Annotated in this window: 15 protein-coding genes and 1 tRNA gene; 7 read left to right on the forward strand and 9 right to left on the reverse strand. The window is 63.3% G+C overall.

The genetic code is table 11. The features are described 5' to 3' along the window. The 5 genes from A7D17_RS16100 to A7D17_RS24225 form a co-directional block, all read left to right on the forward strand. Positions 1–239, forward strand: a 239-nt coding sequence (locus A7D17_RS16100; RefSeq protein ID WP_153041978.1) for an integrase core domain-containing protein, incomplete at its 5' end; no start/stop codon positions are given. Between the two features lie 235 nt (positions 240–474). After that, on the forward strand, positions 475–1,131 hold the full coding sequence (locus A7D17_RS23095) for an imm11 family protein (protein ID WP_082862068.1): 657 nt from the start codon (positions 475–477) through the stop codon (positions 1,129–1,131). 30 nt (positions 1,132–1,161) lie between these two features. After that, positions 1,162–5,130, forward strand: coding sequence for an AHH domain-containing protein (locus A7D17_RS23710; protein WP_153041979.1), 3,969 nt, complete (start codon positions 1,162–1,164; stop codon positions 5,128–5,130). Next, positions 5,093–5,806 (forward strand): hypothetical protein, encoded by a 714-nt coding sequence (locus A7D17_RS16115; RefSeq protein WP_095522619.1) that lies wholly within the window; start codon positions 5,093–5,095, stop codon positions 5,804–5,806. The genes A7D17_RS23710 and A7D17_RS16115 overlap by 38 nt, the downstream gene beginning before the upstream one ends. 141 nt (positions 5,807–5,947) lie before the next feature. Continuing rightward, entirely contained in the window at positions 5,948–6,220 is a 273-nt protein-coding gene (locus tag A7D17_RS24225) for a hypothetical protein (RefSeq protein ID WP_139052499.1), read from the forward strand. A gap of 49 nt (positions 6,221–6,269) precedes the next feature. On the opposite strand, the gene A7D17_RS16120 is transcribed toward A7D17_RS24225, so the two are convergent. Then, the gene (locus A7D17_RS16120; RefSeq protein ID WP_095522618.1) at positions 6,270–6,932 is read right to left on the reverse strand and encodes a DNA methyltransferase; all 663 of its coding nucleotides are present in this window, start codon (positions 6,930–6,932) and stop codon (positions 6,270–6,272) included. Positions 6,933–7,271: 339 nt separating this feature from the next. Between A7D17_RS16120 and A7D17_RS16125 the strand changes: the two genes are divergently transcribed. Both A7D17_RS16125 and A7D17_RS16130 read left to right on the forward strand, forming a co-directional pair. Beyond that, the gene (locus tag A7D17_RS16125; protein ID WP_064510019.1) at positions 7,272–7,490 is read left to right on the forward strand and encodes a hypothetical protein; all 219 of its coding nucleotides are present in this window, start codon (positions 7,272–7,274) and stop codon (positions 7,488–7,490) included. After that, complete coding sequence (locus A7D17_RS16130; protein WP_239692231.1) at positions 7,487–7,870, forward strand: hypothetical protein; 384 nt, start codon at positions 7,487–7,489, stop codon at positions 7,868–7,870. Before A7D17_RS16125 ends, A7D17_RS16130 begins: the two co-directional genes overlap by 4 nt. A 180-nt stretch (positions 7,871–8,050) precedes the next feature. Here A7D17_RS16130 and A7D17_RS16135 read toward each other — a convergent pair. The 8 genes from A7D17_RS16135 to tolR form a co-directional block, all read right to left on the reverse strand. Further along, positions 8,051–8,126 (reverse strand) — tRNA-Lys (locus A7D17_RS16135). 47 nt (positions 8,127–8,173) lie between these two features. Further along, positions 8,174–8,848, reverse strand: a complete 675-nt coding sequence (gene queC, locus A7D17_RS16140; protein WP_064510020.1) for a 7-cyano-7-deazaguanine synthase QueC — start codon at positions 8,846–8,848, stop codon at positions 8,174–8,176. A gap of 120 nt (positions 8,849–8,968) precedes the next feature. Then, a complete protein-coding gene (queE, locus tag A7D17_RS16145; protein WP_064510021.1) occupies positions 8,969–9,652 on the reverse strand; it encodes a 7-carboxy-7-deazaguanine synthase QueE in 684 nt (227 codons plus the stop codon). 42 nt (positions 9,653–9,694) lie between these two features. After that, the gene (gene ybgF, locus A7D17_RS16150; protein ID WP_064510022.1) at positions 9,695–10,513 is read right to left on the reverse strand and encodes a tol-pal system protein YbgF; all 819 of its coding nucleotides are present in this window, start codon (positions 10,511–10,513) and stop codon (positions 9,695–9,697) included. Positions 10,514–10,519: 6 nt separating this feature from the next. Further along, on the reverse strand, positions 10,520–11,038 hold the full coding sequence (gene pal, locus A7D17_RS16155; RefSeq protein WP_016904129.1) for a peptidoglycan-associated lipoprotein Pal: 519 nt from the start codon (positions 11,036–11,038) through the stop codon (positions 10,520–10,522). A gap of 57 nt (positions 11,039–11,095) precedes the next feature. Continuing rightward, positions 11,096–12,415, reverse strand: coding sequence for a Tol-Pal system beta propeller repeat protein TolB (gene tolB, locus A7D17_RS16160; protein WP_064510023.1), 1,320 nt, complete (start codon positions 12,413–12,415; stop codon positions 11,096–11,098). Positions 12,416–12,677: 262 nt separating this feature from the next. Further along, positions 12,678–13,718, reverse strand: coding sequence for a cell envelope integrity protein TolA (gene tolA / locus A7D17_RS16165; RefSeq protein WP_064510024.1), 1,041 nt, complete (start codon positions 13,716–13,718; stop codon positions 12,678–12,680). Beyond that, positions 13,708–14,157 (reverse strand): protein TolR, encoded by a 450-nt coding sequence (tolR, locus tag A7D17_RS16170; RefSeq protein ID WP_064510025.1) that lies wholly within the window; start codon positions 14,155–14,157, stop codon positions 13,708–13,710. The genes tolA and tolR overlap by 11 nt, the downstream gene beginning before the upstream one ends. Positions 14,158–14,242 lie beyond the last annotated feature (85 nt).

Raw genomic sequence — 14,242 nt, forward strand, 5'->3', positions numbered from 1 at the left:
ATCTGCGAACCCGACCCTACACGCCGCGCACCAATGGCAAGGCCGAACGGCTGGTGCAGACCAGCCTGCGAGAATGGGCCTATGCGCGCTCCTATACCGACTCCACGCAACGCGCCAACGCCTTCCAGGGCTGGCTGCATCACTACAACTGGCATCGGCCACACGCCAGCCTCGGCTACAAACCCCCCATCTCCCGAATTCCAATTCCAATGAACAACGTGATGGGTTTACACAGCTAGGGCCAGCGCTGTCAGTGGGCGTCGGGGTTTTCCTACTGCGTCGGTCGCTGAAGACGGGCAACATAGGAGGCTGCATCCGGTTCCAACAGGGTCTACCGCATGCCCAGCATCCGTCGCCGGCCCCGCCTCCATTACGGGCGGTCACGCGCAGAGGTGGGCATCTGATGGAGAGGCAGCGAAGCGACTCACCTGTGGGCACCTGTTCGAAGCATGCTGGATTGTTGAGAGAGCACCTATGAACGAAGCAAAAGAAGCCCGCGCAACACTCCACAACGCACCTCAGAAAGGTGCGTTCTACATCTTCAGGCCGGATATGCGCGGTGGTCGGTCTGGACATGGGGTGGTCTTTGAGAACGAGAAGGCGCTACGCCCAGAAGGGAGAGGAATTATTCGGCCAACGGACGGAGGGTTCCCGCTTCTGAAAGAAGCTCCGCGCCTTCGATATAACCAAAGTCGAGGACAGATGCCGAATGATCTGCAAGGTGGCTTTAGCGGATACTGGCTAACCTCTGACCCGTTGAAAAAAGTGCTTGAATCGATTGATCCCGAAGGGTTCGAGTTCGTGCCCTGCGATTTTCTTTTGGAAGACGGATCGCAAGGCCCTCAACATTACTTGTGTGATGTCACCAGAGTGATTGATGCCATCGACGAGGGTGCGTCAACGGTGAAGGTTCTGACGGAGGGATATTCGAAAGGCAAGTACTTCGATCTGACTGGCGGTGCGAGCTTGGCTTTCGATAAGGAAGTCGTTGCATCGGCCCACGTCTTTCGGACGCCGTACACAGCAGACGCTTTCTGCGATCGCCTATTACGTGATGCGCTGATCGAAAACGGGTTCGGCAGATCACCAAAAACACGTGGAGTCCGACTTATCGACGCTTCGGATTACTGACTGTCTATCGCGACCAAAGAGCCGACAAGCATGCCTGCCAACCAAGTCATCCTTCATAGTCATCATGTAATTGAGCAAGATGTTTTTCGCGATCATCTTTTGCTCAACAAGCTGACTGAGCATGGCCTGATCGATGAGCATGCGTCCGCAAATCGATTGTATTTGCCGGTAGACGGCAAACTAGCCGACGCAATTGAAACATCGCCTCATCGGGGGCGGACGCGAAGTTCTTATACAGATGGAGTCACAGACGTTCTGAATCGGCTTGAGAAAAGTGATGTTGGTCAGGCAGCGCTGGATGACGATCAAGTAGCACTGAGAAAAATTGCCACTCAAGTGCAAGATCTTCGAGACACACTCAAAATCGCCCTCATCAATGGCGATGCATTTGCAACTACCCCAGATCGCTTGACCAAGGCCGAAACGAACGCGCAAAACCGCAGCACCATCTCCGATATTGATCAGTACCGCACTGCCCACGCCGATCAGTTAAAGACGCTGCGCTCCATGAGCAATGTCGAATCCGAATGGGCCGCGATCACCCACTCCGAGCAGCGGATCGCAAAAGTGATCGATGTCGCACGCACAACGGGGCGCAACCTGGTCGGTGTCCCACGTGAACCCGATGTCCTTGCCCGCGAGATTGCCGGCCGCGAGGAATTTCGCATGGCCATCGCGCACGCCGAGGATGCCGGGCGCGTGACGTTATCCGAGTCCAACGCGGCCTTGGTCCAGCAGGTCCTAGATGACACGCCGACAACCATCGGCGGTGCTGCGCGCAGCATTCGCCAAGGCGCAGCCGCTACACCGCATGCGCCGTACACACCAGTTTCGCAACGCGGCTTCGCCACCGCCGAGCTGCTGGCCGGCGATCTATCTGCAGGCCAGGCACTGCGCACCGCCGGCCTGCTCGCCACCGCCGCCGACACGGTGATGACCGGCCAACGCGCCACACACTTGCTCGGCCAAGACAATCCGCTCGCCGCGCAATCGGAGCTTGCGCACTTTGCCGGCCGCAACGTCGGTGGCTGGGCCGGCGGTACTGCCGCTGCCTACGCGCTGGGTAGCTCGGGCGCCGGGCCGATGGTGCTGATCGCGGCCGATGCGTATTTCTTGAGTACCGCTGGCGAGAAGGCCGCCGCGTTGCTCGACAACCGCGCCATCTACACCCAGACCGATCGCGCCGGCACGCAGTGGTCGTTCAACGGCACCGCCTGGACGCGCGAGGGCAAAGCCGACACCACCAACGACGGGGTAGACAACCCCACCTCCACCACCATCGTCGCCAGCTTCGAGAAGGCACGCGAACTCAATTACCAGGCCACCAACGCCGCTGCAGCGCTCGCCCTCAAGGATGCCCCCGCTCCGCAGGATCCGTATCGCCAGCCGGCCGATGCCACTGACCGCCCCAGCCTGAGCAGCGCCGACTGGCGACGCGATGCAGCGGACGGTCAGTGGCATCGGCTGGTCAAGGCCGAGATCGCTGGCGCCAATGATCGCGGCAGCTACGTGCAGGAAACCGCCTTGCCGCACCGCAAAGCCGAACTGGACGCGCAGGCGCAGGACACCATCGCCCGCAACATCGCCAACAGTCCCGGCGCCATTGCCGCGCGCTACGAACTGGCGCACCACCGCAGCGGCTGGGCGGCCGATGGCCTGCCAATGTCGCCAGCGGTGCAGCAGGCGCTGCCGGATCCAGATGCCTTGACCGCCTCGAACGGCCAGCGCTACTACCGCGATATCGAAGGCCAGTGGACAAGCAACGGCGCCCCACCCGATGGCAACCGCGTGCTGGAACTGGAGACCACGCGCGCGATGCTGCAACCGGCACTGGCCGAGCAGGCGCAGGCGATTGCCGCCATCCAGCAATCGCCGCAGGACGTACAAGGCGAGCAGACGCTCTACCGCTATCGCATCGTCGGCACCGAGTTGCAGCCGCAATGGCGTGAAGCGATCGAACTGGCGACGCAACGCACCCGCGAGGCAGAGGGACTTGCGGGCGATGGCGCGATACAGTTGCAACGCGGCCCTGGTGGAAGCTTTGGCGCCGATAGTCCGATTGCGCATCTGCAACGCGGTCCCGATGGTGTAGAGCGTATTGCAGCAGTCACCAGCACCGAGGACATCCGCCAGGCACTGCAGGAGATACAGGCGCGGCAGAACCCGGCCTTGCCGATACGGCAGCTGGCCTCTGCGCCTCGCTCATCGGACGGATCCGCAGATGCGGACACGTCGTCTTCCGCCCCCTCCAACCAGCATGCGCTCGACGTGCAGGCGCGGGGCCAGGCGGCAAGCGCCGCGCAGGCGCGTCAGGAACGGCAGCAGGAGGACCGGCAAGCGCAAGACCAACAGCTGGCACAGGCACGCGCGCACACGCTGCAGGAGCAGACCTCGCACGAAGACCGGGCACAGGATGCTCAGGCGCTACAGGCGCATGCAGTTCAGGAGCTTCGCCGGCAAGAGTCGCAACAGCTGGAGCAGCAAGAACGCCAGACACAGGCTGCCCAGGAACGCGAACAAGTCCAGCAGCAGGCGCACGAGACCGAGCAGCGCGAACAAATGCGGCAGCAGGCCCAGCAGACGCAGCAGCGCGAGCAGGAAACACGCCAGACCCAGGACGCCCAGCAGAGCCAGCAGGAACGCCTGCAGGCGCAGACGGTGCAACATCCCGAGCAACAGCCGCTGCACCCCCAAGCGGCTCCACTACGCGAGCAGGAGCCGGCACAGGAGGCCGTCTCGCGCGAGCCGTCGTCGCTCCATGCGCAAGACACATCGCCGCGCCAGCCCGAGCAGCGGTCTACCCCGGATGACGTCGCCCAACGGCCCCAGGAGCAGTTGGCAGAGCCTGCGCAAGCACAGGCATCCGACGTAGCGCAGCAGCGGCCACAAAGCCAACGAGCGCAAGAAGTGCGCCCGCAGGAAGTCCAGCAGCAGACTGCGCAGAGCGCGGCGACCGCGCAGACAGCACCGGCAGATCAGCAGCAGGTCGCGGACCTGCACAGCAGCCAACGGTCGATTGCGGCGCAAGCATCGGGTGCGCAGCAAGATGCACCGGCGCAGCAGCCCGAGCAGCCGGCGGACGCGTACCTGGCCCAGGCGGCGACCCCGCCTTCCGCGCCATCGCTCGCCACGCCGGTCGCCGCAGAACAGCGCGACGAGCAACAGGCGAGTACGCCACAGGCTCAAACACTGGGCGCACCAGATCCCCCTGCAGCGTTGCCAGTGTCCGCACACCTCGCGCAAGCGACAGGGCCATCGCTGGACATGCCGACCGCTGGCCGCTCCGCCGATGCACCCGAGGACGCGGTCGATGCGCGCGAGCCGCTTTCCGCGTCCCTGGCAGATGAGCACGACCGTCCTGTCGCTGTGCCCGCCGATCCGGACTCCTGGGAGGAAATAGAGCGCTCCATGCGTGAGCTGCGCATCCAACTCGAACAGGACCTCGAAACAGAAAACCGCATCGCAGAAGCGCGACAGGCGCGCGTGGACCGTGGTGAGCGACCGTTTACCGAGTTGGAATTACGTGATGGGTACGATCCGGATGGCCCTTCTGGACTGAGACCACCACGCGCCCCGCCGACAGACACCGCGCCACAGTCTCTTGCCGCTGGCGAGCAAGAAGATCGGCCGCAGCCGCAGCGTAAAAACATCACCGGCGATCCGGATGTGGACGAGTTGCTGTACGCCATCGACTGCAAAGACGAACTGGCGATCGAACAGGCCTTGAAACGGGTCGCCAACAGTCCCTACAGCCAGGCCCTTGCCAAACAAGGGCACGAATTTCTGGATGCCCAGGCGATGCAGGAAGCCCAGGAGCAGGCGAGTACGCGCCAGGCACTGAACATGGAGGTCTCGACAGAGGTGCAGACCAGCCGTGGCCCGGTGATGGTGATGACACTGCCGCAATTCGCCAACGGCCCGGCGATGCAAGGTCCGCAGGGTGACGGTGGTGGTGGCGGAGATGGCGGCGGCGGCGGCGGTGGTGGCGGTGGTGGATAGCCGGAACACGTGCAGCAAGTTGAATCATCGAGAGAACACTATGGACATGCAGAACACCTCCGCACTACCCGATGCCCACGGGTCGGAACGCACGCTAAAAGAATCGATCCAGGCCCTGGCGGCGATGATCGGGACGCTGCAACGGCGCGAGCACGCATTGGACGAACTGGTCCGGGAACAGCTGCAGCTTCTGCAGAGCGCCGTCAACAGTGCCGATCAGCGCGTCAATCGCGTCGTGGAAAGCGCACTTCCCCGGCTGACGCAATTGAGCAATCAGGCGCTGACGCAAACGCTGGAACCGGCGGCCGAGCGATTCAACAAGAAGATGGCAACTGCGGAGCAGACGGTCCAGCAGGCGACCCAGCGTTACGCGCACACACAGCGTTCCCTGGAAACAACGACAACGCGGCGCATGTGGATCGCATCGATTGCCCTGGTGGTGGCGGGTATCATCAGCGTCGTCGTCGCCGGCTACGCGCTCTACAGCACAAAAGCGGCTATCACTGAAGCCGCCCAACTCAGGGCGGAAATCGCCTTTTTGGATCGTGTTGCTCGTGCCAATCTTGTTGCCTGTGGCAAGGACAGGCTATGCGCCGAGATCGACAAGAAAGGGCCGCGCTACGGCGATCAGGGCCAATTTCGTGTGATCGCTCAGCGTCAAACAACCGCACGTTAGATCTCTCGATTTCTGAAAACTTTGGGACGCGCAATCTGTAAGATCAAACGAAAATGTGCTTCCAATCAATTTTTTGACCGCAGATTCACAACATGAACTGCAAGTGGATATGATCGCTGCTCAATACTTGCAGGGGGAAGCATGGAACATTTTTCTATCGGCGTTATGACATGGGCGTTTGGCCTGGGGTTGCCTCTTCTATGGCTGATCGGTCACGGCATGCGCTTAGTAAATGCTTACTCGATGAAGCGCGAGCCACCAACTCATAGGCTAGGATTTTATCTTCCGGCCTGCTTCGTGTTAGGACTGGCCTTTGGCTGTTTTGCACAACCGCTTTGGGAAAAAGCGCTTGCTTGCAAAGAACAAGGCGGAAAGATAGGTGCATGCATGTTTATACCCGGATACAGCCCGTAGATCACTTCAACGGAAAGTAAAAAAGCCGCCCAGATGGGCGGCTAGTGAATCAAATACTCGCCCGCGTGTTGCCAAGCCTTTGGCGGGTGACAGAGGCGTATTGGTCGGTCACCTCGATTCCGACTGCCTCGAATCCTTCCAACTGCGCAGCCACCAAAGTGGTTCCGCTGCCAGCAAACGGATCGAGCACGCGCCCATCTGACTCGCAGATGCGTACCAGCTGCCGCATCAACTCGGTGGGCTTGCCGGTCAGGTGGTGCTTACTAGCCTTGCGCACCGACTCACGGATGACACCCGGCAGCACAGGCGCATGGCGATCCAGCGGCATGTTGCCCTTGCTGCCCCAGACGATGTATTCGGCCTGGTTGCGAAACCGGCCCAGTTGCGGCCGCACGCCCTCGGTCTTGTCCCAGACGGTGATGCCGCGCCAGGTGAAGCCGGCAATCTGCAGCGCGTCGGTGGTCAGCGGCAGCTGCTGCCAGTCGGTGAATAGCAGCACCGGTGCGCCGTCCTTGAGTACGCGCGCGCACTCGGACAGCCACAGGTGCATCCATTTCAGGTGAGAGCGTTGGTCGCGTTCGTCGCCGACGAAGTCGGCATGCAGTTGCGCGCCACCGCCCTGGACGTACTTTGCCGAGGGCGGCTTGGCCCGCGCGGCCGCGTGCAGCCCACCGCTGGCATGCGGCGGATCAGTGATCAGCGCGTCGAACAAATTTGCTTCGCGTGATCAGGATGCTCACGGCGCCATCGTGCACGGCTGGGTTTTCATTGACATGCCCCAAGAATCGGAGCGAGTATTCCTACGTCGCCGCACAATCGGCGACCGGGATTGGCGTCCCGAATCAAAAGGCGCACCAGCGCCCATCGACCGATGCAAGGCGCTTTTTTATCGCCAGCGTCGTCGCGGGCGCATGCCGGCCAGCTTTATGGCGGGCGGTGCGCGGGGGCCGCAAGGCCCACCGGTTCCTTTTGGCCGGCACGCCAACCGCGTACCGTCCACCACCCCGATTGGCGTCTGGGTGGCGGACTCAAAACACAAAAGGAATTCAGCATGTGTTACTACACCCAAGAAATGCCCGCGTTTGCGGCACGTCAGCTCGCCCATCATTTCGATTTGACCGCCATCGTCGTTGAATGGAGCGGTGCCGACTCGCTCAACGTGACGCCGAGCCTCAAAGGCATTGGCAAGCCCATCCGCATCCTCACGCCTGTCGATGTCGATGTAGCGGTTGTTGCCGTTGATGGCTCGTTTGCGGAGGCTCAGCGATGAGCGCCAACAAGCAATTCCGCGTCTGCGCGGGCGTCGTCCTCAGCTTCGAGACAATGCGGGGCTACTTGCTGGCGATGCTGCATTCCGATGCACAGCAAGAAGTGGCGCCGGTTCTGATCGCCTGCGAAGCGACCGGCCTTGAAGAGGTCTTGCTAGGCGGCGATGCGCAGAGCATCGTACTGGGCAAGTTGCATGTCTGCATGCGTGTCGATTCTGCACTTGAGTCCTCACTTGGTTGCGCAAGCAAGCACGGGCCAGTGGAGGCGCACGACGAACACGTCGGGTGCAATCGCTTATCCAGTAGATGTAGACCACGTGATCCTGTGCGGCCCTGGGCAGACCTCGGTAGAAGACACGGCTGCATCCGCCTGGCCACATGACCTGCAAGATGACGCAATGTGATCTCCAAGAGTGTGCCGGCAATGAAGGCCCGCGCTAGCCGGCGCATGCCATCCCACTTCGTGGCCGTGGAGCATGCTCCACGGCCACTGATTTTCCCGGCAATTTTCCCGGAGACACAAAAAAGGCGCCTACGGCGCCCTCTAAGCTGCTGATTTAGTTGGTGGGCCGTGATGGATTCGAACCATCGACCAAAAGATTAAAAGTCTTCTGCTCTACCGACTGAGCTAACGGCCCACTGACCCGACTGTGCGCCGGGGTGCGCATTCTACCCTACACAGGCGTCAAGACGAAATCGCGTAATGCGTGGGGTCCTGAACGCCGGCATCGGCGAAGCCGGCGGCGCGCAGCCGGCAGGCGTCGCAGTGGCCGCAGGCGCGTCCGTCGGCGTCGGCGCGGTAGCAGGACACGGTTAGGCCGAAGTCCACGCCCAGGCGCACGCCTTCGCGCACGATGTCGGCCTTGCTGAGGAACTGCAGCGGCGCGTGGACGCGCAGGCCGGCGCCCTCCACGCCGGCCTTGGTCGCCAGGTTGGCGAGCACCTCGAATGCGCGCACGAATTCCGGCCGGCAGTCCGGATAACCCGAATAATCGACCGCATTGACGCCGCAGAACAGGTCGTTGGCGCCGACCACTTCGGCCCAGCCCAACGCCAGCGACAGCATGATGGTGTTGCGGGCCGGTACGTAGGTGACCGGGATGCCATCGCCGCCTGCGTCCGGCACCTCGATGTCGTCGGTGAGCGCCGAGCCGCCAATGCTGCGCAGATCCACATCGACCACCTTGTGCGCAACCACGCCCTGCGCTGCGGCAATGCGTGCGGCGGCATCCAGCTCGGAAGTGTGGCGTTGACCGTAGCGCACGCTCAACGCGTACACGGCAAAGCCCTGCTCCTGCGCGAGCGCAATGACGGCGGCGGAGTCCATGCCTCCGGACAACAGAACGACAGCTTTTTTCATTTCAGGAAGGCATCGACAGCATCAAGACGCAAAGGCTAGCAGGGTCGGCGCCAGGCCGCGACGGCGCCGTCGGTTCGGCATGCATATCGGGCAAGGCGACGTGCCGGTCAGTTGCCGCCCTTAGCGGCCCGGCTCGTCGTCCCAGAGGATCTTGTGCAGCTGCATCTGGAAGCGCACCGGCAGGCGATCGGCGACGATCCAGTCGGCCAACTCCCGAGGCGTGACCTCGCTCTTGCTGGGCGAAAACCACACCGTGCAACGACGCTCGAGCGCGTGCGCCGCGACGATCTCGCGCGACCACTCGTAATCGGCGCGACCACAAATGACGAACTTGATCTGGTCACGTGCGGTCAGCAGAGGCAAGTTGTCCCAGCGGTTGCGCTGCGCTTCGCCGGAGGCGGGCGTCTTGATGTCGACTACGCGCGAGACCCGCGCATCGACCTCGGAGACATCCAGTGCGCCGGAGGTTTCCAGCGAGACATCGAAGCCCGCATCGCAGAGCTTTTGCAGCAGTACCAGACAGCGCTTTTGCGCCAGCGGCTCACCGCCGGTCACGCAGACATGCCGCACGCCATGGCTGGCGACTTCAGCCACAATCGCGTCGATGTCATGCCACTGGCCACCGTGAAACGCGTAGGCGGTGTCGCAGTAGGTGCAGCGCAACGGGCAACCGGTCAGGCGCACGAACACGGTTGGCCAGCCAGCCGCCTCGGCTTCGCCTTGCAGGGACAGGAAAATTTCGGTGATCTTCAATCGCGGCAATGGCGACTGGACGATCTCGCTGGGGACGGCGGCGGCGTTCATGGGCAAAGTATGCGCCGCGCCAACCGGCGACGACGCGCGGGCTCAGCGCAGTTGCTGGCCGAGGCGGATGGACTGCAGGCGTTCCTGGGCCACACGTGCTGCGTCGGAGCCGGGATACTGCGAGACGACCTGCTGCAAGGTTTGCTGGGCTTCGTTGTTCTTGCCTTCGCCGTACTGCGACAGGCCAAGCTTCAACAGACCGCCAGCGGCCTTGTCATGCGTGGGATAGCGGCTGACGAGATCGCGGAACTGCGCCTCGGCCAGCTGGAAATTTCGGGTGGCGTAATAACTCTCACCCAGCCAATACAAGGCATTGGGGGTGTAGACGCCGTTGGGATACAGCTCGAGGAAACTCAGGAACAGCTGCGACGCATCGTCGTACTTGCCATTCTTCAGTGCATCGAACGCAACGTTGTAGGCAGTGCGCTCATCGTTGCTGACGGCCAGGGTGCCTGGATCGCCGTGAACAGTGGGCGGCTTCTCGGAAGTGGCCGCCGCTGCAGGCCGCGCGGCCGGAGCCGGGGCTGGGGTGACGCTGCCGGTGGCAGAAGGCAACGGAGGCGTTGCGCCACCTGCACCTTCCAGCCGGTTCAGACGTCCGTCCAGGTCCAGATACTGGTCCTTGGACTGTTGCTTGAGTTGCTCGTTGTCGTGCTGCAGCTGTTCAACGGTCGCGCGCAATGCCTGCAGGTCCGAACGCGCCTGCTGCAGCTGATTGAGAAGATCGTTGTTGGCCTGGCTGTTGGCCTGCTGTTGCTCGAGCACGGCCACACGATCAGCGAGACTGGCTCGCTGGGCGTATGCCGGCGCGGCGACCACAAGGGCCGCCGCGACGAACAGGGATGTCACTCGAAAGCGCATCGCTTCTTACTGAGCCGTATACACGATTTCGACGCGACGGTTCTGCGACCAGCAGCTTTCGCTGGTTTCGGTGCAGACCGGACGCTCTTCACCGTAGCTGACGACGGTCAGCTGGCTGGCCGAACCACCGGCAGCCTGCAGCGACGACGACACGGCATTGCCGCGACGCTCGCCCAGACCCATGTTGTACTCACGCGAACCGCGTTCGTCGGCATTGCCCTGCAGGGTGATGCGCGAAGAAGGACGGTCACGCAGGTACTTGGCGTGGCACGCCATGATGGCCTGGAACTCCGGCTTCAGGGAGTCCTGATCCAGATCGAAGTAGACAACGCGCTGGCGCAGGCAGGCATCGGTATCCAGGTCGCCCGGGCCGTACAGGCCGGAGGTGGACGGACCGGTGGGCACGGAGGAACCAGCGGTGGTATCGGTTGCCGGAGGCGGAGTTTCCTTCACCTTCTTGGAGCAACCAGCCAGCACGGCAACGGACAACAGGGAGACAAGCAAGACGCGGGTGGACTTGTTCATGGGATACCTATGGAGGCTCTGGGCCAATGAGTGATTTAACGCAGCGAAATATTAACATTAATGCGCGGTTCGGTAAGGCCCCCAAGCAGGTTCTCTCACATCGCCATCGGCCAGAACCAGACGCTGCCGCACCCGAGCGTCGGAAGACACCGCGTAGAGCACGCCACGACCACCCTCGCGCGCTGCGTACAGCACCATGCTGGCGTTAGGCGCAAAGCTCGGCGATTCGTCCAGCGACCCCGGCGACAGCGTGCTCCAGCTCGGCGAACCCAGGCTGCGGTCCATCATCGCGATGCGGTAGCTGTTGCCGCTACCCTGGGCCACGGCGATCTTCTTGCCATCGAACGACACGCTGGCAGTGGCGTTGTAGTTGCCCTGGAAGGTCACGCGGTTGGCGCTGCCGCCGCTGGCGGCCACTTGGTAGATCTGCGGACGACCGCCGCGATCGGAGGTGAAGTAGATGCTGCCGCCATCCGGCGCCCAGGTCGGCTCGGTGTCGATCCCGAAGTGGTTGGTCAGCTGGGTCAGCTGCTTGCTGCCCAGGTCCATCACGTAAATCTCGGGGTTGCCGCTGCGCGACAGGGCCAGCGCCAGGCGACGGCCATCGGGCGAGAACGAGGGCGCGCCGTTGATGCCACGGAAGCTGGACACCAGTTCACGGGCGCCGGTGGCGATGTCCTGCAGGTAGATCGAGGAGTTGCCGCGCTCGAAGCTCACGTAAGCCAGCTTCTTGCCGTCCGGGCTCCAGTTCGGCGACAGCAATGGCTCGGCCGAACGCACGATGGTCTGCGGGTTGTAGCCGTCCGAATCGGCCACCATCAGCGCATAGCGCATTGCGCCGCCCTTGCCGCTGGCGGTCACATAGGCAATGCGGGTCCAGAATGCGCCACGCACGCCGGTGATCTTTTCGTAGATCGCATCGGCCATCTGGTGCGAAACGTCACGCATCGCATTGGCGCGCGCGGTCATCGCCAGACCGAGCATGCGCTCGCCCTTGGCCACGTCGAACAATTCGTACTCGACGCGATACGCGCCCTCGCCTGCGTCCATCACGCGGCCGACGACGATGTAGTTCTGCTTGAGCGTGCGCCAAGTCTGGAACTGCACCTCGGTACCGCGGGTCGGCTTTTCGACGATCTGCGCGGCAGGCAGCGTGCGGAACTGGCCGGAACGATCCAGGTCGGCACCGACCACGGCCGACACATCGGTCTGCGGCGCGGTTCCGGAGCCCTGGTAGGGCATGGGGACAACAGTGATCGGCGTCGCCGAGGCGCTACCGCCCACGATATCGATGGTGAGCCCTTGCTGTTGCGCGAGCGCGCTCAGCGGCAACAACAGGGCGGTCAGGGCGGCTAGCCAACGCAGCGGTTTTTTCATGGACGGCTCGGATCTGGCAGGAAAAGTGGGCAAGGGATACCAATCAGCGAGTGAACATACTCGCAATCATGAACGCGACAGCGTGAAAATGGAGCGAGCAGAAGCCTGGCACAGCGACGTCATGGAATAGAAAAAGGCTGGGCGTCGCCTGGCCGGCGGCGACGACTCTATCCCAACGCCAGCGACACCTCCCGGCAACCGACACCCGGCACCTGCGCTGCGGCGCCGGCCGGCACTGCCACGCCGACGCCAGGTGCGGGCATCACTGATCCTGCGCGGTGAACACGAAGGTCAGGTTGCGCTGGAACACCGATTCGAAGCCGCGATACGGCAGCGGCTGCGCGCTCAATACCGCCGCTTCGATCGAGCGCTGGCCAGCCTCGTCGTATGGGCAACCCGGCGCGACCTTGGCCTCCATGACGCTGCCACCGGGCAGCTGACGGATGTTGATGGTGCACTTCTGGCCGGGCGGCACGGAGGGCGGACGCACCCACTGCGCCAGCACCTTCTGCTGGATCGCGGCGGCGTACTTGGCCGACAGGTCGGTACTGGTACCGCCCTGCCCTGCAGTCGGCTGCGCGCTGGTCGCCGCGGCGGCAGAGGCTTGCTGCGCACGCGCAGCGGCCACCTGCCGCAGCTTTTGCTCGGCCAACGCGGCTTCCTTGGTGGCCTGCTCGCGCTGGCGGCGGATATCGGCAATCTTCTTCTCGCGCTCGGCGTCGGCGGCTGCCTGCTGCGCGGCGGCCTGCTTCTTCTTGGCGTCGGCCTCTTCCTGCTGCTTGGCCAGGCGAAGTTTCTGCTCGGCCTCTTCCTGGCGCTTGCGCTCGGTCAGGTCGATCTGTTCCTGGCGACGCTTGGCCTCCTGTTCCTGCTTGGCCTTTTCAGCGGAAATGGCCAACGCATCGACCTTGTCCTGGTCGATCTTGTCCGGCTGGGCCACGCGCTCCTGCGCCTGCGCCTGCTGCGGGGTGGGCGCATCCTGCGGGTGCGGCTCGGGAATCGGCTGCGGTGGCGGCACGCTGTCTTCCGGCGCAGGCTCGGGCAGCGGTGCCGGCGGGGGCGGTGCCTCCACCGGGGTGGCCTTCAATGCCTGACGCGCCACGCGCGCCTCGGCCGCGGAGACGTCCAGCGAAGCCTCCATGCTGGGGTCGCCCGCAGCCGGTTCCACCGAACGTTCCGGCGACCACAGCCAGCCGGCGATGAACACCAGCGCGACCAGTACATGCACGACCAAGGCCAGGACCACCGGCCGCAGCCAGCCATCCTCGCGCGCACCTTGCGTGGGGAATGCGTCAGCGTGCATCGCTGCCTGCGGTGCCGCCGGAGTCGGAAATCAGGCCCACCTTCTCGACCTTGGCCTGCTTGAGCACATCGATGGCGTCCATGATCTTCTGGTACGGGGCGGCACGATCGCCGGCCACCACCACGCGGGCATCCTTGTCCTGCGCCACGATGGCGGCGAGTTGCGCCTGCAGCGCATTGACGTCCATTGCCTGCGGCTTGCCCTTGGGCAATTGCAGGGCCAGCTGACCATCGGCGGCGACCACCACCACCACCGGGTCCTGCTTGCTCTCCAGCGCCTTGGCGCGCGAACTGGGCAGGCTGACGTCGGTGCTCAAGGTCAGCAACGGTGCGGTCACCATGAAGATGATCAGCAGCACCAGCATCACGTCGATGTACGGCACGACGTTGATGTCGGATTTGAGCTTGCGCTTCTTGCGGCGGGAAATACCGGAGATCATCGCGAAACGTTCCTAATTAATCCTCGGCGCCGGGCGGCAGCGGAGTCGCGCGGCGCCCGGGTGAGGGACCGCCGCGCATGACGCT

The organism is Xanthomonas floridensis (assembly GCF_001642575.1).
Classification (GTDB): domain Bacteria; phylum Pseudomonadota; class Gammaproteobacteria; order Xanthomonadales; family Xanthomonadaceae; genus Xanthomonas; species Xanthomonas floridensis.

Bases quoted from the DNA above. Each gene is read 5' to 3' on its own strand.
- A7D17_RS23095 (WP_082862068.1), top strand. From the start codon at position 475: ATGAACGAAGCAAAAGAAGCCCGCGCAACACTCCACAACGCACCTCAG.
- A7D17_RS16115 (WP_095522619.1), top strand. From the start codon at position 5,093: ATGGCGGCGGCGGCGGCGGTGGTGGCGGTGGTGGATAGCCGGAACACG.
- queC (WP_064510020.1), bottom strand. From the start codon at position 8,848: ATGAAAAAAGCTGTCGTTCTGTTGTCCGGAGGCATGGACTCCGCCGCC.
- A7D17_RS16125 (WP_064510019.1), top strand. From the start codon at position 7,272: ATGTGTTACTACACCCAAGAAATGCCCGCGTTTGCGGCACGTCAGCTC.
- tolR (WP_064510025.1), bottom strand. From the start codon at position 14,157: ATGATCTCCGGTATTTCCCGCCGCAAGAAGCGCAAGCTCAAATCCGAC.
- pal (WP_016904129.1), bottom strand. From the start codon at position 11,038: ATGAACAAGTCCACCCGCGTCTTGCTTGTCTCCCTGTTGTCCGTTGCC.
- tolB (WP_064510023.1), bottom strand. From the start codon at position 12,415: ATGAAAAAACCGCTGCGTTGGCTAGCCGCCCTGACCGCCCTGTTGTTG.
- A7D17_RS23710 (WP_153041979.1), top strand. From the start codon at position 1,162: ATGCCTGCCAACCAAGTCATCCTTCATAGTCATCATGTAATTGAGCAA.
- tolA (WP_064510024.1), bottom strand. From the start codon at position 13,718: ATGCACGCTGACGCATTCCCCACGCAAGGTGCGCGCGAGGATGGCTGG.
- ybgF (WP_064510022.1), bottom strand. From the start codon at position 10,513: ATGCGCTTTCGAGTGACATCCCTGTTCGTCGCGGCGGCCCTTGTGGTC.
- queE (WP_064510021.1), bottom strand. From the start codon at position 9,652: ATGAACGCCGCCGCCGTCCCCAGCGAGATCGTCCAGTCGCCATTGCCG.
- A7D17_RS24225 (WP_139052499.1), top strand. From the start codon at position 5,948: ATGGAACATTTTTCTATCGGCGTTATGACATGGGCGTTTGGCCTGGGG.
- A7D17_RS16130 (WP_239692231.1), top strand. From the start codon at position 7,487: ATGAGCGCCAACAAGCAATTCCGCGTCTGCGCGGGCGTCGTCCTCAGC.